This is a genomic window from Paenibacillus sp. FW126-R14 (assembly GCF_058789495.1).
On sequence record NZ_JBYTBS010000063.1, the window covers coordinates 18,473 to 40,683 of the forward strand.

Below are 22,211 nucleotides of genomic sequence, written 5' to 3' on the forward strand. Positions count from 1 at the left end.
ATATGGGAGGGGAGAGTGCCTTGCGAACATTCATTGTCATCATGGTTTCTGTCATTTTATCTTTGACAACGCTTACATTCAGCGGGGTGACAAGCCGATTTCTGAATAACTCAGTTTCCAATAAAACAGAGCCTGCTCCTGCGGTGAAGAAAATAAAGGTGGCTTTGTGGGACTATGATGTAACGGAATATGATCAAAAAATGATCGATGCTTATCAGAAGCGAAACCCTCATACGCAAATTGAAGTGGTCAGCATTCCAAGCATGAATTACAGCAGTAAATTATCGATTATGCTGGCTGTTGGAGAGAACATTGACGTATTCTATACGATGAATATTAATGAATGCAGGAGATTTGCAAGCAGAAACAACATAGCGCCCATCGATGATTGGATGGAACGGGACCATATCGACTTAAAACCTTATGGCGACGCTACAGGCGAGTCTTTGAAAGCAGGGAATAACATTTGCGGCCTTCCTTATCGAAGAGATTTTTATACGTTGTTTTATAATAAAAATATATTTGATCGAAATCATATCCCTTACCCTACTAACGATATGACGTGGAGTGAGTTTAGAGAAATCGGCAAAAAATTAACGAACGGCGAGGGTGATCGCAAGACGTACGGCATATTTATGGATCCGTTCATATTGAATTATTCTGTACCGATCATGCAAAAACTAACGAATGCCGATTTGATGAAATATGACTTTTACGAGCTTAAACCAGCCATTGAGTTATTTATGAATGTAGAATTGCTAGATAAGTCTGCCGTTGACTATATCACGAATAAATCTTTACAAGCCAATCAGCGCACTTTCGAAAAAGGCAATTCGGCCATGTATGTGAATGGCACTTGGTTTATGAATTACTTGGCAAGCGATCGGAAAGCGGGAAAGATCGACTTTGATTGGGGCATGGTCAGATTGCCTCACTGGGAGGGGATGGAGACTCCTTCGAGCTTTGGACACACGTTCGTGTCTATTAACAGCACAACAAGCAAACCTGAAGAAGCATGGGATTTTGTCAAATTTATTACGGGCAAGGCTGGCGCCCAAATACTTGCAAATGAGCTGATGCTGCCTGCGTATATCGATGAGGACATCTTAACCCAGTTTGATCGGAATTCGCAATTTCCGAACGGTGTGGTGGAAGTCATAAAAGCCGAAATGGCGAATACCCCCATCGAACCGGGGAGGGGGATGGACTGGTTACAAGGCATCGTGATCTTTGAGTTGGAAATGATTTTGACTAGAAGCAAGACCGTCGATCAAGGCATTGCCGATATGATAAAAAGAAGAAATGAAATCATCGGATACAACAATTCTAAGAAGAATTGATTTTCCATATGGATCATTTGCGTCTTATTGCACCTTCAAAGCTGGGGGTGCTTTTTTATGTAAACAAACGGAGTAACAAAACAGCAATAGATCTAGGGATCGTACAAATAAATGTTCAGATTGGAGATTAGGAAAAAAATACCGGATAGCTCCTTCAGTTATTGCTATAAAGAGTGCAATGAAACTAGATATCCTGCATTTTAGTACTTTGTAGTCAAAGTTATAATCTTACTGTGATTGATTGATACACTATGTATCTATTTTGTGGTTGAGGGGGTGATAGGAGAAGTTAGCAGCGCTGCAAGAGAGGAAAGGGGTGATATCACTGGCATACGCCCATATGACTGATAGTTTGAATTCATTTTTGGAATAGCATGTAGCGTTTAGAAAATTGTAGGAGGATCAAAAATGAAAATAGTGATAAGAAAAATAGTCTTATGCCTAGCCATTTTTACTTTGTTGATTGGTTCGGGAATGGGGAATTTAGCGGGAATAGCGAAAGCGAATGAAACACCTGCACCGGCCGTCACTTTGTCGGGTGAGGAGAACGTTGCCCCGGGGCAATCATTCGACTTAACTTACGGTTTAAGTAATGTTGCAAACGTTTACGCACAGGATCTAACGATATCCTATGATCCGGGTCAACTCGAATTTGTCTCAGCGGAATCGACGAAAAATGGCTTGCTGCTTGTAGACAAAATAGAAAAGCCAGGACAAGTCCGAATTCTCGCGGCGGATGTAAAGGATGCGAATGCGAACGGAAACTTGATGGCGCTGCATTGGAAAGCTAAGCAATTAACCCAGTCGGCAACGACGAACGTAACGGTATTGGGCGTCACCATCGCAGATGCAGCCGGGAAAGAAACGCAGGTAAACGGCACTTCCCACAGCGTGCGTATCAACTTGATTGTTCCTAATCCGGGCGATCTTAACGGTGATGGCAAGTACACGGTCGGCGACTTGGCCATAGTGGCAGCCTACTACGGCAAAACATCGGCCGATCCGGATTGGGCACTATACAAGAAGGCGGATATCAACAATGACGGTATCATTGACATTGCTGACCTTGCGGCAGTCGCAAGAAAAATTCTCGGGATAGAGACACCGGAGACGCCGCAAGCGGCGTTAAGCAGCCTGGAGCTGCAAGCGACGATTGGCGGAGGCGGTCAGCTTACGCCGGCATTCTCTCCTTCGGTGAAAAGCTACACAGCCAAAGTGCAAAGCGATATTTCCAATATTTTAATCAAACCTGGCGCTGCTGCGGGCAGCACAATGACAGTGAATGGCAGCAAACCGCAAGCGAGCGGTTATAATGCAGCATTACAGGTGGGCAGCAACAGCTTTGAAATCAAAGTCAAAAATGCCGAAGGCAACGAGCAGGCGTATACCGTTAGCATCGTGAGAGACAACATTCAACCGGTTGCGGATAAATTCCTCGATCTCACCTATAACGACACGATTACGGGTGTGACGATGAAGTACCGCTTGTTCGTTCCGGACAATTACAACCCGGCCCAGTCGTATCCGCTTGTCTTCTTCTTGCACGGCGATGGAGAACGCGGCAGCGATAACATGAAGCATCTGACGGCAAACGAAGGAGCAACGGTTTGGGCGAAGCCGGAAGAGCAAGCGAAGCATGCGGCCTTCGTATTGGCGCCGCAATGTCCGATTCAGGATGCGGACGGAGACGGTGTGAACGACGAGGGCGTGTGGACCGATCCCGTCCACGGGCGTCCGTATACACCGACGAAAAACCTTGAAACAGCTAACCGGATTCTTCAGAAAGTGTTGGCCGAATACAAAATCGATGCAAACAGAATCTATTCCACAGGTATTTCCATGGGCGGATTCGGAACATGGGCGAACAATATCTATAATCCGGACCTGTTCGCGGCAATGGTGCCTGTAGCGGGATACGGTGATCCGGTTGGAGCGGCAAATAAGCTGGCTGCGAAGCCGATTTGGCAATTTACGGCAGAAGCCGATCCCCTTGTTTCTGTAAACAGTGTTCGTGCTACAATCAACGCGGTAAAAGCGGCTGGCGGAAACCCGAAATATACCGAATATCCGAAAAGTGCTTATTTCTACCCGATCGCTCACTTCTCTTGGGTTCCGGCTTATGCCGATGAAGCTATGCGCGACTGGTTGTTCGCACAGAAAAAATCCAAGTAAAAAAGATTAAATCAAAGGACTGTCCCCACAGTGGAATCATCTGCTTTGGGGACAGCTTTGCGATTTCATTGAAAACGTTTGCAATACGAGGGGCCATTCGATATAATTGGAGTGAACTCAAGGTGTTTACAGTGTGTAAACAGGGTGTCTATTTGAGGCAGCTTCTGTATGGAGGAGTGGTTGATTGAAAAGCAAATGGGAACAGGAATTAGAGGAGCAGCGCAGCAATCGGCGGCAGCAAATTATTGTAGCCGCTCAAGAGCTCTTCTTGGACAAAGATTTGCACGGAGTCACGATGAAAGACATCGGACATCAATTGGGAATTAGCCGTGTAACGCTTTATAAATATTATCGCTCGATTGATGAATTGGCTTTTGAGGTGCAAATGAAGGTTATGGACGATTTATTTAGTTTCGTAAATGCGTACATAACGGGCGAACGTGCTGAGGCAAAAATACGGAGCCTGTTTGCAGCTTGGCACCAATTCACCCAAACCAATCCCAATCATTTGCGTTTTATCGGTTTGTTTGATCACTATTACCGCAATCAGTATCCGACCGCCGAATTGGAGGAGAAGTACAAAGCATACATCAAGCATGCTTTTCCCACACTCGTTCAGCTTATGATGGAAGGCATTCTGGATGGCTCGATCCGCAAGGATCTTGATCCCGTCAAGACGTCCGGCATGATGGCGAACACGATGATGAGCTTAACGCAGCGAATGGCCTCAAGGGGAAACATCCTTCGCGTCGAACAGGAGATTGATCCCGATGCGCTGATGCTGCAGTTCATTGACATGATGATAGCTTATCTGAAGGGGGAGGCTTCTGCGATTTGATCCAGTCAGTTCCATGAGAGGGGGAAGCAGCCGTGCCCAAAAGCAGGATGCCTCTGTTCAAGTCGCTGCGCTTTAAACTCATATTTGGATTGTTCATTATGGTCGTTCCGATTGTCGTTTTCATGATATACAACAATTTGTACGCCATCAAGGTCGTTCGGAAGCAAGTGGCTCAATCGAATAAAAATCTTATCAGCTTATATATGGGACAAATCGACCGTAGTTTGGATGAAGTAGATAAGTATTTGTTCAATATCGCCGCTCAAGAGACCGGCTTGCTTGTCCTCGATGTGCAGAGGGATCTAAATGCCGACCGATACTCCTATACGAAAATTCAATTAAACAACAAGCTGTTAAAAGACCTTCCCAATTATAAATCCATGGATATGTTCTTTGTTTACTCGGAACCGAACCAAGATTTGTTGACGGTGATGAGCGAACAGGTCAGCTACGGTAAGCAGGAGGCCATTGAAAACAATATTCATCAAATATTTCAGGATCAACAGGGCGATGCCGATTCGTTTACCATAAAAGAATGGTTCATCCGCAAGCTGGGAGATCAATATTTTTTGACCCGTGTTATTAAATATGGGAATGTCTACATCGGGGCCTGGGCGGATGCGAGCAAAATCATGGTACCGCTGAACCTGGTCGATTTGGGCAACAACGGCAGGGCGCTGCTGGCAACGGACCAGTTTGAAGCCATGGCGAACCAAACCTTCATCTTGGAGAATCAAATTAACTTGAATGCCGATGGAGCGAACTACAACCTCACTGGCAAAAACGAGAAATTTCTAGTTGTTGGCGAGAAATCCGTGAAAGGCCGATTCAGCTTAATCGCTGTCATACCGGACAGCATCATTTTGGAGAATCTTCCTTTTCTTCGCCGAATCGTAACTTTCATTGTAATCGGGTCTCTCGTTGTGATTCCCTTCATTTTATATCATTTAAGGAAAATCATTTTGGTTCCCATAAACCGGATCATGATGGCAATGCGAAGAATCGAGGACGGGAATTTGGATGTCCGGATTACCTATCGTCCTTCCGTCATTGAGTTTGACAAGATGAACCAATCTTTCAATCGCATGATTTCGCAAATACAGGAATTGAAAATTAACGTCTTGGAAGAACAGTTGAATCATCAGAAGGCCGAGCTGAAGCATTTGCAGCTTCAAATTAACCCTCATTTCTTTTTAAATTCCTTAAATATTATTTATAACTTGGCGCAAGTGAAAGATTTCGCGTTGATTCAGGAAATGACGCTTTGCCTCGTACAGTATTTCCGCTTTATGTTTCGCAGCAGCATGGCATTCGTCGTTTTGAAGGAGGAAGTTCAGCATACCCTTAATTACTTTCGGATTCAGGAGATGCGCTTTCCCTCTAATTTAACCTATGACGTAACCGTTCCCGACACCCTGATGGACGTATGGGTTCCTCCGCTTGTCATTCAAACTTTTGTGGAAAATACGATTAAACACGCAGTGAGCATGGATAAACAGATTCATATCCAAATAACCATTGAAACCGCTCAAGATCAGAAAATCCGAATCCGAATTGCGGATACAGGCAAAGGATTTCCTGAAGATGTTTTGACACGGCTGCAAATGGAAGTGGACATAGGCGATGGAGAAGGCCACCATATCGGGATATGGAATGTGCAGCGCAGATTGCGCTTGCTGTACCGGGATCAAGCGCAGATCACGTTTGGCAATGGTGCCGAACAAGGTGCTGAGATTGACATACTGATCCCTATCTATGTAAAGGAAAGAGGAGAAGCCGATGCTGCAATTGCTGGTCGTGGACGATGAAATCCATGCCGTGCGCGGAATCAAGGCAGGCGTACAGTGGGACATGCTTGGATTCTCGAAGGTTCATGAAGCTTTCAATATACGGCAAGCGAAGGAGATCTTTTTAACGCATCAGATTGATATCTTGATTTGCGACATTGAAATGCCGGAAGGCGACGGGTTCCAGCTGCTGGAATGGGTCAAAGAACAATCGCTGGAAACCGAAGCGCTCTTCTTGACTTGTCATGCTGATTTCGAATTCGCCCAGAAAGCGATTCAATTGGGCAGTCTGGATTATATGCTCAAGCCTGTCCGTTTTCCGGAATTGGAGAAAGCCGTCCGCAAAGCGATCGAGCAATTGAACAAGAAACGGGAGCTGGTCCAGTTTAATGAAACCTACAGGCATTACTATCTGCTGTGGGAATCGTACCACCCCATGGTGGTTGAGCGCTTTTGGCAAGACTTGCTTCAGAGGTCTATTCCTTCCAACCGGCTGCAAATCAAAGAAATTATGACGAAGCAAAACATCCCTTACTCCGATACGGATTTATTCGTTCCCGTTTGGATCAGCGTTCAGCGTTGGCATAAGAAACTGACACTGCGGGAAGAAAAAATTATGGAATACGCCTTGCGCAACTCTTTGGAAGAGCTGTCTGTTTGGAGAGAGGGGAAGGGCCAAATTGTGCAGATCAAAAGTGGCGGGTTGCTGGCCATTCTGTCAGTGGACCAAGAGGGCAGGATGGACAAAAAGAGGCTCAACAAGGAAATGCAGGATTATATCCATGCCTGCAATCATTATTTTTTCTGTGATCTTTGTTGTTATATCGGTTCTCCCGTTCCTCCGGAGGGAATGCTGAAGATGTTCGAATCATTAGTCGCAAGGGAATCTGAAAACGTAACACAATCCAATAAAATATTTTTCTTAAGCGAGCCCTCTTGCAGGTGTGAACCGTTCCTGCTGCCCAAAATGAACCCCTGGGCCGAACTGCTGAAGAACGGATGCAAAGCGAAACTGCACCAAGAGATCGATCGCAGCTTTGAAGCAATGAAGCAGTTGGAAAGGCTCGATGCCAAATTACTGCGCGGATTTTACGATGACTTTCTGCAGATGATTCACCATGTCTTGCATTATAAAGGCTTAAGGGCGCATGAGGTGTTTTCGCAAGAGCTTCTTTCCATGCAAGCGTCGACCGTTACCCGTTCCGTTGCTGATTTAAATCACTGGGTCCATGCGGTCATTACAGAGGCAGCGGGCCATATTCACACAGTGGACGAAAGTCAAACCGTTGTTGAAAAAGCGAAACAATATATCGCCCAGGTTCTCAATGAAGATGTGTCGCGTGAGGATATCGCCTCCTATGTAAAGATGAATTCGGATTACTTGACAAGAGTTTTCAAGAAAGAAACGGGCTTGACGATTTCTGATTATGTGTTTCAGGAAAGGGTCAAGCTGGCCAAAGAGATGCTGGTGAAGACGGATCTTCCGATTGGCAGCATTGCCGCTTCGGTGGGTTATAATAATTTCTCCCATTTCTCTAAAATGTTCAAAAAAGCGACGGCCATCAATCCGCAAGATTACCGCAAACAATACGAAGTATAACACGGGGGTATCCCTGTTTTTTTAAGATCGCTCCGCTACCCGGATTCGGTCTTTTTTTGTATCAAAAGAAGTCGGAAATGCGATAAGGGGAAGTCGGCAAACTGGTAGAGGGCAAAGCGCCGTTTTTATAAGATGAACATATAACGGAAGAGGGGGAACGATATGGAGACTGCGACATCAACAAGGACAAACCCGGTGGTTGCGACAACCGCAGGGCAAACAGCATTGAAGTCGGCAACGCGCAAGAAATGGAGAAAAGTATGGAGGTACGCCCCGCTGCTGGTTATGGTGCTGCCCGAAATCATTTATTTGTTCATCAATAACTACTTGCCGATGTTTGGCTTGATCATCGCATTCAAAGACGTCAACTTCACGAAAGGAATTTGGGCAAGCGACTGGGTGGGATTCAAAAATTTTGAATACCTGTTCAAAACGTCCGATGCGATGCTGATTACCCGAAATACGATTCTTTATAATACAGCTTTTATTATTCTCAATTTGATTATCGCCGTCGGCGTAGCTATTTTGCTCAATGAAGTGAAAAAAAAGCTGTTTGCCCGGTTTTACCAAAGCGTCGTTCTCATCCCCTACTTGATTTCAATGGTTATCGTGGGCTATCTGGTGCTTGCCCTGTTAAGCGGGGAAACCGGATTCATTAATAAACAAGTTCTTCCGTTGTTTGGGATCGATCCGGTCTCATGGTACAGCGAAGCCAAATATTGGCCGTATATTTTGACTTTTGTGAACATCTGGAAGCATGTCGGATACTTATGCGTGATCTATTTAGCGGCAATTATCGGCATCGATCCCGAATATTACGAGGCGGCAAGAATTGACGGAGCGAGCAAATGGCAGCAGATCATGCACATTACGATTCCTTTAATCGCTCCGGTTATCGTCATTATGACGCTATTGCAAATCGGTCGCATCTTTTACTCGGATTTCGGCTTGTTCTACCAAGTGCCGTTGGATACAGGCGCACTCTTCCCGACAACTAACGTGATCGATACGTACGTTTACAGAGCTTTACTCCGATTGGGCGACATCGGCATGTCATCGGCAGCGGGTTTATACCAATCCGTAGTAGGATTCATTCTCGTGCTGATATCGAACTATGTGGTAAGCAAACGAAACAGCGATAACGCTTTGTTTTAATAAGGAGGAGAAGTCATTGAAAGGAAAAAGCCAACTGTACCAAGCCTGCATTCATGTGTTCTTCATCGGCATTGTGTGTCTCTGCCTGCTTCCATTTTTTCTGCTTTTGATTACCTCTTTTACCGATGAGACGACGATTCTGCAAGAAGGGTACTCTTTCTTTCCAAGCAAACTAAGCGTAGCCGCTTACGAGTTCTTGTGGAACGATTCCGCTAACATATTTCGCGCTTACGGCATAACGATTCTGGTGACTGTCGTCGGTACGTTTGTGGGTCTGTCTATTACGGCTCTATGTGCCTATCCGCTGTCACGGAAAGATATGCTGATGCGCAAGCCGCTGTCGTTTATCGTGTTTTTCACACTGCTGTTTAACGGGGGCTTGGTCCCGACTTACTTGGTGTATACCCAGTTGTTTGATATGAAGGACACGCTGCTGGCGTTGATCATTCCCGGTCTGTTATCCAACGGATTCTATGTTCTGATTATGCGAACCTTTTTTATGTCTTCCATACCTACGCCCGTTATTGAATCGGCATCGATCGATGGGGCGGGGGAATTTAAAATCTTTTTCCAAATCGTGCTGCCCTTATCTCTGCCCATTCTGGCAACGGTTGGACTCATGCAAACGATCGGCTATTGGAACGACTGGTTCAACGGGTTAATTTATGTGACTGACAGCAAGCTGTTTAGTTTGCAAAATTTGTTAAACCGGATATTGCTGAACGCGCAATTTCTATCGAGCAACGCGAGCAGCAGTACGACGGAACTTGCGGCAAGCAGCAACATTCCGATGGAATCGGTTCGAATGGCGATGGCGGTTATTGGAACGATTCCGCTGCTGTGTGCGTACCCTTTCTTTCAAAAATATTTCGTTAAAGGCCTCGTCATAGGAGCTGTTAAAGGATAGGCTATACCCGGCGCCCGCCGGTTAGCATATAGAAGGATCATAATAAGGGAGAACAATAGGGAGGTTGCACAATGAAAGGTAATCGGAAGCGCGTACAAACCGTGTTAGCGGGAATGATGACGGTTTCACTTCTTCTAACAGCTTGCTCTGGCGGAAGCGGCAACAGCAACACGGCGGATACGGCAGCAAAGGCGCCAAGCGCGTCTGGGGAAACCGGAACGGCGAAGTCGAATTTAAAGCCTTATGAACTAACCGTGGCCTATTATAAGATTGGCAACAATAAGGATCAGCAGGAAGTTCAGGATGCCGTCAACAAGCTGACCAAAGAAAAGATTAATGCCACGGTCAAATTTGTGCCGATTGATCCTGCAGCCTATCAACAGCAAATCAACCTCATGCTGGCGAGTAATGAAAATCTGGACCTGCTCGTTACTTTGACCGCTTTGGGCTATGGTACGCAAGCAGCGAAGGGGCAGCTTGTTCCGCTTGAGGACCTGCTTAAGAAATATGGTCAAGATATTGCCAAGGTCGTTACTCCGGACATTCAGAAAGCAACGACAACGAGCGGTAAACTATACGGCGTGCCGAGCGTTCGAGATTGGGCTGCCGACTACGGCGTTCTGATGCGCAAAGATATTGTTGACAAGTATAAGATTGACCTGAGCAAGATCAAGACCTTCGATGATTTGGATGCCGTATTCAAAATTGTCAAAGAGAACGAGCCCAATATGGCGGCCATTATTCCGGAAACTGCAGGGGGATCTATCATTGCATCCATTGCTCCAGGATTTATGGATCCGTTAAACGATGATAATGGTGTGCTGCCGGATCAGGATAATAACCTGAAAGTCGTCAATTGGTTTGAAACGCAAACCTATGCGGATTTATTGAAAATGGTCAGAAGATGGTACACGAACGGGTATATCCCGAAAGATATCGCTACAAATAAGCTCCGTCCGGAAGATCTTGTGAAGGCCGGGAAAGCTTTTGCCTTTGTGGCGCATATGAAGCCTGGCTATGAAACGAAGGAAGCTATTTCTACGGGCACACCGATGGTGGCAACGCGCATCATTCCGCCGATCACCTCCACCTCGTCGATTGCCAATGTCATGTTCAGTATTGCCAAAAATTCGAAAGACCCCGAGAGAGCGATGATGTTCCTCAATTTGCTGTACTCTGACAAAGATTTGATCAATTTGATCGACTACGGCATTGAAGGGAAGCATTACGTTAAGAAAGGCGACTTGATCGGCTTCCCGAACGGCGTAGATGCGCAGAATGCCACATATAGCCCGAATCATGGATGGGAGTGGGGCAATCAATTCCTTTCCTACGTATGGGATAACGACGATCCGAATGTATGGAAAAATCAAGCCGAATTCAATAAATCTTCCAAAAAATCGAAGGCGCTAGGCTTCAGCTTCACCGTCGATCCGGTAAAAACCGAAGTGGCTGCCGTTCAAAGCGTGAAGGATCAATTCAAAATCGGTTTGGAAACGGGAACGCTGGACCCGGATAAAAACTTGCCGGAATTTATAAGCAAACTGAAGGCTTCAGGCATGGACAAAATTATCGCCGAGAAGCAAAAGCAGCTGGATGAATGGGCGAAAACGAATAAGTAGCATGGCAAGGGCAATTTATCATAAAGGAGACGTTGCAATGAGCATTCAAATTGGCGTTAATTTATTTTCAGTCTTTCAAGCTTTGAATAACGATTATTTCGGCACCCTGGAAAAAGTAGCAGCGGCAGGCTATACCAATGTGGAATTAATCACAACGAATTTCATGACAGGTGTCCGGTACAGCGATTCGTATCCTCTGCAAACGATCAAAAATAAGCTGAATGAGCTGGGGCTAAAGCCCATAGCTGCTCATGAGCGCTTGGATCAGGATGCGCGGAATTGGGATCAGCTCATTCATGAAAATGCCGAGCTTGGATGCAAAGCCATTGTATTGCCGTCCGCCTGGATCAAGAATGAGGAAGATACGCGGGAAACGGCAGAACAGCTGAATGCGATCGGCAAAAAATGCAGCGAAAGCGGCTTGCAATTTTACTTCCATAATCACTTCCATGAATTTAAAAGATGGGGCGATACGACCCTATACGACATTTTGGTAGAACATACCGATCCTTCTTATGTCAAATTTGAACTGGACTTGGTCTGGGTCATGCGTGCGGGTCTTGATCCCATGGCCGTTCTTGAGAAACTGGGCAGCCGGTGCGATATCGTTCATCAGAAAGATCTTAGCCCAAATGTCCTCCATCCGAACGTATTCGATGCCCTTCAGCCAGGGGATGAAGACTTGGATATGATGCAGCTGTATCGCGGGAAGGGGTACATACAAGCAGGCGACTTTGTGGATCTTGGAGCGGGTGTATTCGATTTTAATGCGGCCTACGGCAAGATGAAGGAAATGGGTACGATCCAATATGCCTTTGTTGAAAACGAGGGGACAAGCGACGATAAATTTAAAAGCATAGAGAGCGACTTCAAGGTTTTGCAAAAGTATGTTTAGCGCCGCTGCTTAATCGCCAATCGCCCATCAAATCAATCCTAGGGAGTGTTCCTTCATGTCAAAAGGTAAATTGAAAATCGGAATTATCGGCTGCGGCGGAATTGCCAATCAAAAGCATATGCCATCCTTAGCGAAGCTTGCCCATCTCGGTGAAATGACGGCTTTCTGCGACGTCGTAGAAGAACGGGCTGTGAAGGCTGCAAAGGAATTTGGAACGGAGCATGCGCGAACGTATTGTGATTATAGAGAGCTGTTGCAGGATGAGTCTATTGACGTTGTTCATGTATTGACACCTAATCTTCAGCATTCCTTCATAACGGTAGCCGCTCTGGAGGCAGGCAAGCATGTCATGTGCGAAAAGCCGATGGCCATCAATTCCGTTGAAGCTGTAAAAATGTTGGAGGCAAGCAGGAGGACCGGGAAGAAATTGACGATTGGTTACCAAAACCGCTTCAGGGAGGATTCCCAGGTGCTGTACCAAGCATGCCGTCAAGGGGAGTTAGGCGATATCTATGTCGCCAAAGCGCATGCCCTCCGCAGACGCGGCGTTCCGACCTGGGGCGTGTTCACGGACAAAGAGCAGCAGGGGGGCGGACCGTTGATCGACATCGGTACGCATGCGCTGGACCTGTCTCTTTGGTTCATGGACAACTATAAGCCGAAATCGGTCACAGGGACCGTATTTCATAAATTAGGGGATAAGTTCGAAGGCAACCTGTTCGGGCCTTGGGACCCGCAAAGCTACGAGGTGGAAGATTCGGCCTTCGGATTCATCAAGATGGAGAACGGTGCGACGATATTCCTGGAATGTGCTTGGGCGCTTAATATCACCGATACCCGGGAAGCGATGACAACGCTATGCGGCACGGAGGGCGGGGCGGAAATGAAAGGCAGTCCTGCCATGGGCAAAGGCGAGCTCGTATTCAACAGTACGAAGTACGGGAAACTGGTGGAAACAAAGGCTGCCACAGGCGGAGGCATCGCATACTTCGACGCAAGCGTCGAAGAACCGGGCGTGAAAGAGGCCAGACAATGGCTGGAGAGTATTCTCCACGACACGGAGCCGCTGGTCAAGCCTGAGCAGGCTTTGGTTGTTACTCAGATTTTGGAGGCCATCTACGAATCGGCAAGAACCGGGAAAACGGTTGAGTTTGAGTAGGAGATCAGCATCTTTGACCTCGCTAACGGACTGAGAGGCCCTTAGTCGGTGGAAAAGATGCTCTGCGAATATGTACCGGACATCAGCGCTGTTATTTGCTCACTTGGGACTGACTTCTCCCCGAAATCGGCAAATAAGGACTCTGATGTCCGTCAGCATAGAGACACACCGCTTTTCGCGAAGATAACGGCCGCTGTGTCCGAAGCATGACGAGACAACCGCAATTACCCCAATATCCATTTTCTCCCCCTGCTCGAATGCATGGGATTAGACAAGGACCCAGCCGCTGGCTGGGTTTTTCGTATGTTCGTCCAATGAGAGCCAGTAGGAGACGAAAGTGCAACGTGTTTAGGCACTCGGAAATGTTGGATGCAGCAGAGCGTTAAGGTGAGGGGTTCAGGGTCCCACCCTTAAAGACCCGTCACGTCTCCTTCTTCCGGTACACCCGCTCAGGCCGTCCGACGACGCCGTAGGACAGATCGGCGAACACTTCGCCGGAGGAGACCAAATGCTCCAAATAGCGCCGTCCCGTCGAACGGCTGACACCGATTTCTTTGGCGATTTGATCCGCGGTCATCCCGCCCGCGGCAGTGGAAATCGCCTGAACGATTTTCACCAGCGTCAACTTGTCGATTCCCTTGGGGAGGAAGGAGATTTCCGCGCGGAAATCCTTCTTGGCGGAGCCGGACATCAGGCGGTCCACATCGCTTTGATCGATCGTGACGCTCGTATTCAAACGATTGAGCTCGCGGTGGAACTCCAGATAGCGCAGCAGCGTTTCCTTGAGCCGGTTAAAAACAAGCGGCTTCATAATATAGTCGAAGGCTCCGCTGCGGATGGCTTCCCGGATTGCCTCGACCTCTTTGGCCGCCGTAATCATAATAACATCGATGTCCCGGTAATGTTGGCGGATATAAGAAAGCAAGTCCAGACCGTTTGCGCCGGGAAAATACACGTCCAGCAGCACTAGATTCGGCCGCAAAATCTCGAGCTGTTCTTTGGCCTGAATATCGTCCGTGGCGATTCCGACAACGTGAAAAGCGTCTACTTTTTCTATAAATCTACGGTTGATTTCGGCGATTTTCACATCGTCTTCGATAATTAATACTTCAATCTTAGGCTGTCGGAGTTCCGGATTCAAGAGAAGGACTCCTTTCTGCGGGAATTGGATTTAGGAATGGCAACGGTGAAAATCGTGCCGCCTGCGGGATTTTTATGAAACGTAATATAACCGTTAAGTTTGCCTACAGCATGTTTGACTAAGGCCAGGCCGATCCCCCGGTGTTCGCCTGCCTTGGTTGAGAACCCTTTCTCAAACACCGCGCTGCCCACTTCATCCGGTATGCCGATACCGCAGTCCTCGCATTCGATAATTAAATCTTCCCCCAGATCGGTCAAAAATAATTTAACAGAGGGCTCTGTCTTTCCCCCGGCTGCCAAAACGGCTTCCATCGCATTGTCAATCAAATTGCCAATAATGGTAACGAGCACATTCCGGTCGATCTCCTCAGGGATATCCGCAAAGGAGCTTTCCCGGTCAATTTCAAAAGTTAGTTTCAGCTCTTGCGCATGATTGAATTTGCCGATCAGCAGTCCTCCGATCATGGGATCGGGGATTTCGTGCATGATGAACTGCACCCAATTCTGATGGACATCCGATTCCTTGGAGATGAGATCGACGGCTTCCTGATACGACTCCAGCTGGATGAGCCCGGATATGACATACAGCTTATTCGAAAACTCATGCGTCTGGGCGCGCAGCGCTTCCGCGAACTGTTTCACCTGCGACAATTCCTCGGCGAGACGGTACAATTCGGATTTGCTTCGGAAGCTCGAGACGGCGCCGGTGACAACTTGTTTGCGGTTAACGATCGGCACCCGGCTGACGATGACCTCATGATCGCCGATGAGCATTTCATGGTCGAACTCGGCTTGTCCTGTACGGACGACCTCATACAGGCGAGTGTTGGGGATGACATCTTCGATTTGTCTGCCTGTAATTTTAGCGCTGACCGGCAGATGAAGAAGCTGCAAGGCGTACCGGTTCGCCATCGTAATGATGCCATCCCGGTTTATGGCGATAATGCCTTCGCGAATGGATTGCAGAATCGCCTGTTTCTCGGTATAAAGTTCGCCGATTTCCTTGGGTTCCAGCCCATGGATGGAGCTGCGGACGTTGCGTGCAATAAGGATGGAGCCGATCAGGCCGATGACAAGCACAACGAAGGAAACCTGCTCGATACGCGATCTGTAAGCGTCCGTTATGGTATCGATGTCCTCCGTAAGAAAACCGACGGATACGATGCCGATGACATTGCCGCGATCATCGAATACGGGTGTTTTGCCGCGCAGCGAAGGCCCGAGGGAGCCAATGGCTTTGGATATAATCGACTTTCCTTCCAGAACAGGCCCGTTGTCGCCGCCAACCATTTCTTTGCCGATTCTCTCAGGAAGCGGATGCGAATAGCGAATGCCTTCCCGGTTGCCGACCACGATGTACTCGGCATCGATTTTTTCACGAATGCTTTCCGCGAGAGGCTGGATGATGGCCGGCGGGTCGGACGTTTGAAAAGCATGACGAATGTCGGGCATATCGGCAACGGTTTCTGCGACTTTTAAGGCGCGTGTCCCGATTTGGTCCTCAAGCACCGCGGTCATAATGTAATAGAATATACTGCCTAAACAGATGATTACCAAGAAAAGAAGCGAACAAATGATTAATATAAGCTTCGTTTGCAATCGCATCTGCCTCACAAGCCCCCTGTTTTTGCTTGTATTGTATCATATAGCGCTCACATTTTGAGCGTTATTGCGTGAGCGCTTCCATGAACAATATGAACAAAATGTCCAAAACGGCGTTAATACAACTAATTTTGTTTAACTTCCCAATGGATGCAGGCAGGTGTTATTCTGAAAGCGCTTTATAGAAAGCGTATACAAGACATGAATGTGGAGGGGTTCTTTTGATAAAACAAATTTTGACAGCTTCCTGGAAAGTAACGACGATTAGCATTCTTGCCGTTAGTTTGGCGGCTTGCGGCAGCAACGCAGCTAAGCCTGCGGCGACGTCATCCGTGCCGGCCGACAAAGCCAAGGAGACGGCAGCTCCTGCAGCGGCTAAATCCAACTACCCTGAAAAAGCGCTCAGCATCATAGCTCCGTCCGGTGCCGGCGGCGGCTGGGATATGACGGCACGTACGATCGCCAAAGTATTGGCGGAAACGAAAGCAATCGACAAACCGGTTTCCGTTGAAAACAAGCCGGGCGGGGGCGGTGCGGTATTCCTGGCGGAATATGCGACTAAAGATGTGAAAGACAACTACAAGCTGTTCGTCAGTTCGCCTCCGATTTTGATTAACCACTTGAAAAAAGAAGGAAACACGCCGTATGGCTACAATGACACGACGCCGCTGGCGCAATTGACGAAAGACTACGGGGCAGTTGCAGTAGCGGCAAATTCTAAATACAAAGATCTGAAATCCTTGCTCGACGATATGAAGGCTAATCCTACGAAGCTTACGGTAGCGGGCGGTTCGGCGCCAGGATCGATGGATCATCTGGTCTCTATCCTCCCGGCGTTCAAATATGGCATTGACCCGAAAAAGGTGAAATATGTGTCCTATGACGGGGGCGGCGAAGCCGTAACTGCACTGCTTGGCGGTAATGCAGACGTGCTGGGCACCGATGCGTCCTCCTTGGATCAATACGTAAAAGCAGGGAAAATCCGCATACTGGCTGTTGCGGCACCATCCCGTCTAGGCGGCAATTACAAGGACGTTCCAACCATGAAAGAACAAGGCGTGGATGCAGAGTTCTTGATCTGGCGCGGATTTTTCGGACCAAAAGATATGAGCGCAGATGCGAAAAGCTTCTGGGAGGCTGCCATCAAGAAAATGGTCGAGTCCGATGCATGGAAGAAAGAAATGCAAGCAAACAGCTGGGAAACGGATTATAAAAAAGCCGACGATTTCAAAGCTTATCTAGGCCAGCAAGAAGCTCAATTGAAGGACATGTTGACAGCGCTTGGCATGCAGAAATAAAAACCTAAAGAAACTAGGGAGAAGACAGCCTCTTCTCCCCTCGCCCTTAGGGTAGGAGGCAGAGAAATGAATACTTCGTTTGACCGTTATGCAGGCATCGCTTTTTTCGCTATAGGCATTGCGTTTGTTATTGGCTCCTTAGGCATTTCAACAAGCGCTTACGGAAGCAACGTAGGCGCCAATATTTTTCCGATGGTGTTGGGCTTGTTCTTATCTCTAATGAGTGTCCGCCTTATTTATGAGACGTTCCGTAAGCAGCGCGCGGAAAAACGAGCGGAAAATTTGGACTACAAAAGATTTGGCATCATTTTTATCGCGGCTGTCTTGTACGCCTATTTTCTTGAAGATATCGGGTTCGTTATCTCCACGTTCCTGTTTCTGATGATCGGCTTCCAAACGATGCAAAAGGGCAGAGTATGGGTTTCCCTGCTCATTGCTGCGGGATTCTCTTACGGCGTTTATTATGTCTATGTGAATGTGCTGGACGGATCGCTTCCCGGATTCCCAACATGGCTAGGGGGGGCGTAACATGAGTACGATTGAGTATGTTATGCATGGTTTAGGCACTGCGATGCAGTGGCACAATGTTGTTTTTGTCTTTTTGGGAGTATTGATCGGTACGGTGGTCGGCGTGCTTCCGGGGATCGGTCCGATGAGCGGCGTAGCCCTCTTGATTCCGATCACGGCTACGATGACAGCCGGGTTAGGTCCGGAGGAAGCGGCAACGAGCTCCATCATTTTGCTGGCAGGGGTGTATTACGGTGCGATGTACGGAGGTTCGACGACTTCGATCCTCTTGAATACGCCGGGGGAATCGTCTTCCGTCGTCACAACGCTGGACGGGTACCAAATGGCCAAGCAGGGCAGAGCAGGAGCTGCGCTTGCCATATCGGCCATCGGTTCCTTCGCTGCTGGGATCATTTCGCTTATCGGACTGATCTTCCTCGCGCGGCCTTTGTCCGCGGTAGCCATCAAGTTCGGCCCGGCCGAATATTTCTCCCTCATGGTGCTCGGACTGCTTGCGATCAGCGGGCTTGCCGGCAAATCGATGGTGAAGGCGCTCATGATGACCGCTTTCGGTCTATTGCTGGCGACGATCGGTATCGATAACGTATCGGGGGTAGAGCGATTCACGTTCGGCGTTCCCGAGCTGTATCAGGGTCTGGAGTTCTTGACGGTTGCCGTAGGTACCTTCGCAGTCGGGGAAGTGTTCAAGACGATCCTCCAGCGGGAAGGGAACGACGGCGAACTCGCCAAAATCAATCGCATTTTGCCGACAAAGAAGGATTTGAAAGATAGTGCGGCGCCTATTGCGCGCGGTTCCGTGCTCGGCTTTTTCATCGGTTTGCTGCCAGGCGCAGGCGCGATTCTCGCTTCTTTCTTCGCCTATATCGTAGAGAAAAAGATCAGCAAAAATCCCGAGAAGTTCGGCAAGGGGGCTATCGAGGGCGTAGCCTCGCCGGAATCCGCCAATAACGCCGCTTCCGGCGGCGCGATGATTCCGCTGTTGACGCTGGGCATTCCTTCTTCCGGCACAACCGCCATTCTCATGGGCGCTTTCATTATGTACAATGTGCAGCCGGGTCCTTTGTTATTTCAGGATCACCCGCAGCTCGCTTGGGGCGTTATTGCCAGTATGTTTGTCGGCAATCTGATGCTGCTCATTCTCAATATGCCGCTGGTTAAAGTTTTTGCCAAAGTGATTGAAACGCCTACGAAATATTTGATTCCGCTCATTATCGTCTTCTCTGTGTTCGGTGTGTATGCGGTTCAATATTCGACATTTGATTTGCTGCTCATTATGGGCTGCGGACTAGTGGGGTATTTCCTGGCTAAGAACGATTATCCGTTAGCGCCGCTGGTGCTCGGACTCATTCTCGGACCGATGATGGAAAACAATATGCGCAGAGCGCTCACGATTTCGAATGGCGATTTCATGATTTTCCTGCAAAAGCCGGTCTCGCTGGCATTTCTCATTATCGGTCTCTTGTGGATCAGCATTCCGCTGATTTTGAAGCTAAGAGGCAGGAATGTACTTGTAAACGAGGAAGGATAAAAGCTAGCGATAACCCCTGTTAGATGTCGAGCTCTGATGCAATCAGCCGCTTTCCGACCTAATCAGGGGTTTCGCTAATTTAAGGAGAATCGCTATGGATGTTCTGTTTTTGATCGTTCTTAATGTCATCATTCCTGTATTTCTGCTTATTGGCGCAGGAGTATGGATGCACCGCGTTTTTCAGTTTGACATGAACACGCTGTCCAAACTTAATGCATGTTTCCTGCTGCCTGCCGTCAGTTTTACGAACATTTACGAAAGTAAATTCGACGCTGCCCTGCTGCTTAAAATTGTTGGATTTCTGCTGCTGCAAAGCTTTGCGCTCATCCTGTTCAGCAAGGCGGCGGCTAGCTTGGCCAAGTTTGACAAATCATTGTCTTCGACCTTTTCGAACAGTGTTGTCCTGAGCAATTCGGGCAATTTCGGACTCCCTGTTTCCCAGCTCGTTTTTCAGAACAATCCTCTTGGACTCTCCGTGCAAGTCGTCGTTTCGATCTATCAGAATCTGCTTACGAATACGTACGGATTGCTGAATGCGGTGTCGGCGCAAACCCAAGGGCAGAAGCTCATCAAAGAGCTTTTGAGGAATCCGATGATTTACGCGTTTGTTTTGGGGCTGCTGATGCATTCGCTTGCCGTTCCCATTCCCGCTTTTATATGGAATCCGCTGCAAAATGTCGCCAATGCTTTTCTGGCGATTGCCCTTGTTACGCTGGGCGCACAATCCGCTTTCTTGCCCTTCAAACGATTAAGACCGGCTCTCATCCTCAGTCTGCTGGGCAGATTGATCGTCTCGCCGGCCATTGCCTTCGCCTTCCTGTGGCTGTTCAAGCTGGAAGGGACGACTGCGCAAGCGCTGCTTATCGCCAGCAGCTTTCCGACGTCTAGAAACAGCGCCGCCTTCGCCTTAGAGTATGGGAATCACCCGGAATACGCCGCTCAGGCCGTACTGCTTTCCACGCTATTCAGCAGTGTGACGGTAACCGTGATTGTCTATGCGGCGCAAATCCTCTTTTAACAGCAAAGCGCAGACCTTAGCGTGAAGGAAGGAAAAATCCCCTCTGGTCAACAATTTTACTGTTGTCAGCCAGGAGGGGATACGATCATTTAGAAATCGTGAGGCAGTTCTTACAGACCGGTGACTTGGGCCGGCGTATAATGGTCCGTCCTTGTACCGTCTCCAAGTTGGCGCCAATAGTTTTGACCCCAAGCCCATACCGTTCCGTCTGACTTTTGTGCCACAGTGAAAGTTGCACTCGTAGACACGGCCGTTACCCCGCTTAGACCTGCTACCTGAACAGGGCTTAGATATGTCGAGCCAGTCGTTCCGTCTCCCAGTTGACCAGCATCGTTGTAACCCCATGCCCATAGCGTTCCGTCATTTTTAATCGCCAAGCTATGATGCCAATCCGCTTCTACTACTTTTACGTTGCTTAGACCTGGAATCTGAACCGGAGTCGTGTGACTCGTCGTAGTGCCGTCTCCGAATTGTCCGGTTGTATTATTGCCCCAAGCCCATACCGTTCCATCTGACTTTATGGCAAGACTGTGAGTGGAGCCGGCCGACACGTAGGATACATTGCTGAGACCGGACACCTGCACCGGAGTTGACCGATTTGTTGTTGTTCCGTCTCCCAGTTGACCATCCGTGTTATAACCCCAAGCCCATACCGTTCCATCCGATTTAATGGCGAGGCTATGATAGTTTTTAGTTGAGATGGACACGATATTGCTGAGTCCTGATACCTGTACAGGAGTTGACCGATTTGTGGTTGTGCCATCTCCGAGCTCACTGTAAACGTTGCTCCCCCAAGCCCATACGGTTCCATCGGACTTTAAAGCCAGACTATGGTAGTAACCAGCTTCGACATCGATGACATCTGTTAAATTACTCACTTGAACCGGGTTGTTGCGATTTATATATGTCGAGCCGTCTCCCAGTTGACCTACACCGTTCGTTCCCCAAGCGAATACGATGCCATCGCTGCGCAGCGCCAAACTGTGATGCTCGTCTCCTGCCGAAACATCGATAATATTTTGAACCAGTGTGTTTTGAACTGCTACAGCGCTGCTCGCACCTGAACCGTTACCTAATTGTCCGAAGTTCCCATCACCCCAAGCCCATAAAGTAGCATCTGCCTTCAAAAATAACGAATGACCCCATCCTGTTGTAAGGACCGTCTTCAATTGAGGCGGATTCGTCGGATTGCCTAGCGCTGTACCTGCAGGTACGACCAGCATGGCGATTAACATGAAAGTAAGTAGTGAAATAACTCCTTTTTTTCTCATCATCATTACAGTTCTCTCCTTCTCTCGATTAAATGGATAGGCGATTCGTTAGAATCATAGATTCCAACATTACAGTCAAACTACATCTCCTTTCTATCAATGTAAAATAGTGGAATAGATTACATAAATAATAATACAATTCTATGAACATTAATCAATAGCGAAAAATGATAACATTTGTATGAAAATGTAGAAATATGAATCAAACGCAAAAAAATCCCAACTTTTTTGTTGAGATTGCTTTCAGAAAAGGCTCAAACGAATGAATAGTAACAAAACCTCAGGATGTCGAGTAAAACGCTTTCATTTGAGTGCGCTGTACATCGCTATGTGTTTCCAATGCTTGTTTCT

Annotated in this window: 17 protein-coding genes; 14 read left to right on the plus strand and 3 right to left on the minus strand. The window is 47.8% G+C overall.

Features of this window, described 5'->3' with window-relative positions:
* The first annotated feature begins 20 nt into the window (after positions 1-20).
* The 10 genes from AC3WRW_RS28040 to AC3WRW_RS28085 all read left to right on the plus strand — a co-directional run bounded on the left by AC3WRW_RS28040 (position 21) and on the right by AC3WRW_RS28085 (position 13,475).
* Complete coding sequence (locus AC3WRW_RS28040; protein WP_492549514.1) at positions 21-1,340, plus strand: ABC transporter substrate-binding protein; 1,320 nt, start codon at positions 21-23, stop codon at positions 1,338-1,340.
* A 408-nt stretch (positions 1,341-1,748) separates the two neighbouring features.
* Positions 1,749-3,512: a cohesin domain-containing protein gene (locus AC3WRW_RS28045; RefSeq protein ID WP_492549515.1), complete on the plus strand. Its 1,764-nt coding sequence runs from the start codon at positions 1,749-1,751 to the stop codon at positions 3,510-3,512.
* A 184-nt stretch (positions 3,513-3,696) separates the two neighbouring features.
* Positions 3,697-4,350 (plus strand): TetR/AcrR family transcriptional regulator, encoded by a 654-nt coding sequence (locus tag AC3WRW_RS28050; protein WP_492549516.1) that lies wholly within the window; start codon positions 3,697-3,699, stop codon positions 4,348-4,350.
* A gap of 32 nt (positions 4,351-4,382) precedes the next feature.
* A complete protein-coding gene (locus AC3WRW_RS28055; protein ID WP_492549517.1) occupies positions 4,383-6,158 on the plus strand; it encodes a sensor histidine kinase in 1,776 nt (591 codons plus the stop codon).
* The gene (locus tag AC3WRW_RS28060) at positions 6,130-7,737 is read left to right on the plus strand and encodes a response regulator transcription factor (RefSeq protein WP_492549518.1); all 1,608 of its coding nucleotides are present in this window, start codon (positions 6,130-6,132) and stop codon (positions 7,735-7,737) included. The genes AC3WRW_RS28055 and AC3WRW_RS28060 overlap by 29 nt, the downstream gene beginning before the upstream one ends.
* A gap of 285 nt (positions 7,738-8,022) precedes the next feature.
* Positions 8,023-8,892 carry an ABC transporter permease gene (locus AC3WRW_RS28065; RefSeq protein ID WP_492549530.1) on the plus strand — a complete coding sequence of 290 codons (870 nt, stop codon included), beginning with the start codon at positions 8,023-8,025 and terminating at the stop codon, positions 8,890-8,892.
* Between the two features lie 16 nt (positions 8,893-8,908).
* Positions 8,909-9,799: a carbohydrate ABC transporter permease gene (locus AC3WRW_RS28070; protein ID WP_492549519.1), complete on the plus strand. Its 891-nt coding sequence runs from the start codon at positions 8,909-8,911 to the stop codon at positions 9,797-9,799.
* Between the two features lie 71 nt (positions 9,800-9,870).
* Positions 9,871-11,421, plus strand: coding sequence for an ABC transporter substrate-binding protein (locus AC3WRW_RS28075; RefSeq protein WP_492549520.1), 1,551 nt, complete (start codon positions 9,871-9,873; stop codon positions 11,419-11,421).
* Between the two features lie 37 nt (positions 11,422-11,458).
* Positions 11,459-12,316 (plus strand): sugar phosphate isomerase/epimerase family protein, encoded by an 858-nt coding sequence (locus AC3WRW_RS28080; protein WP_492549521.1) that lies wholly within the window; start codon positions 11,459-11,461, stop codon positions 12,314-12,316.
* A gap of 55 nt (positions 12,317-12,371) precedes the next feature.
* A complete protein-coding gene (locus AC3WRW_RS28085) occupies positions 12,372-13,475 on the plus strand; it encodes a Gfo/Idh/MocA family protein (RefSeq protein WP_492549522.1) in 1,104 nt (367 codons plus the stop codon).
* A 421-nt stretch (positions 13,476-13,896) separates the two neighbouring features.
* Here AC3WRW_RS28085 and AC3WRW_RS28090 read toward each other — a convergent pair whose 3' ends face one another.
* Together AC3WRW_RS28090 and AC3WRW_RS28095 are read right to left on the minus strand one after the other, a co-directional pair.
* Positions 13,897-14,616, minus strand: coding sequence for a response regulator (locus AC3WRW_RS28090; RefSeq protein WP_492549523.1), 720 nt, complete (start codon positions 14,614-14,616; stop codon positions 13,897-13,899).
* Complete coding sequence (locus AC3WRW_RS28095; RefSeq protein WP_492549524.1) at positions 14,613-16,220, minus strand: ATP-binding protein; 1,608 nt, start codon at positions 16,218-16,220, stop codon at positions 14,613-14,615. Before AC3WRW_RS28095 ends, AC3WRW_RS28090 begins: the two co-directional genes overlap by 4 nt.
* Positions 16,221-16,438: 218 nt before the next feature.
* Here AC3WRW_RS28095 and AC3WRW_RS28100 point away from each other — a divergent pair, with 218 nt between their 5' ends.
* The 4 genes from AC3WRW_RS28100 to AC3WRW_RS28115 all read left to right on the plus strand — a co-directional run bounded on the left by AC3WRW_RS28100 (position 16,439) and on the right by AC3WRW_RS28115 (position 20,589).
* Positions 16,439-17,515 (plus strand): tripartite tricarboxylate transporter substrate binding protein, encoded by a 1,077-nt coding sequence (locus tag AC3WRW_RS28100; RefSeq protein ID WP_492549525.1) that lies wholly within the window; start codon positions 16,439-16,441, stop codon positions 17,513-17,515.
* A 66-nt stretch (positions 17,516-17,581) separates the two neighbouring features.
* Positions 17,582-18,043, plus strand: a complete 462-nt coding sequence (locus AC3WRW_RS28105) for a tripartite tricarboxylate transporter TctB family protein (RefSeq protein ID WP_492549526.1) — start codon at positions 17,582-17,584, stop codon at positions 18,041-18,043.
* A 1-nt stretch (position 18,044) separates the two neighbouring features.
* Entirely contained in the window at positions 18,045-19,571 is a 1,527-nt protein-coding gene (locus AC3WRW_RS28110) for a tripartite tricarboxylate transporter permease (protein WP_492549527.1), read from the plus strand.
* Between the two features lie 94 nt (positions 19,572-19,665).
* Positions 19,666-20,589 carry an AEC family transporter gene (locus AC3WRW_RS28115; protein WP_492549528.1) on the plus strand — a complete coding sequence of 308 codons (924 nt, stop codon included), beginning with the start codon at positions 19,666-19,668 and terminating at the stop codon, positions 20,587-20,589.
* A 110-nt stretch (positions 20,590-20,699) separates the two neighbouring features.
* Here AC3WRW_RS28115 and AC3WRW_RS28120 read toward each other — a convergent pair whose 3' ends face one another.
* Positions 20,700-21,866, minus strand: a complete 1,167-nt coding sequence (locus AC3WRW_RS28120; RefSeq protein WP_492549529.1) for an RCC1 domain-containing protein — start codon at positions 21,864-21,866, stop codon at positions 20,700-20,702.
* Positions 21,867-22,211: the final 345 nt, after the last annotated feature.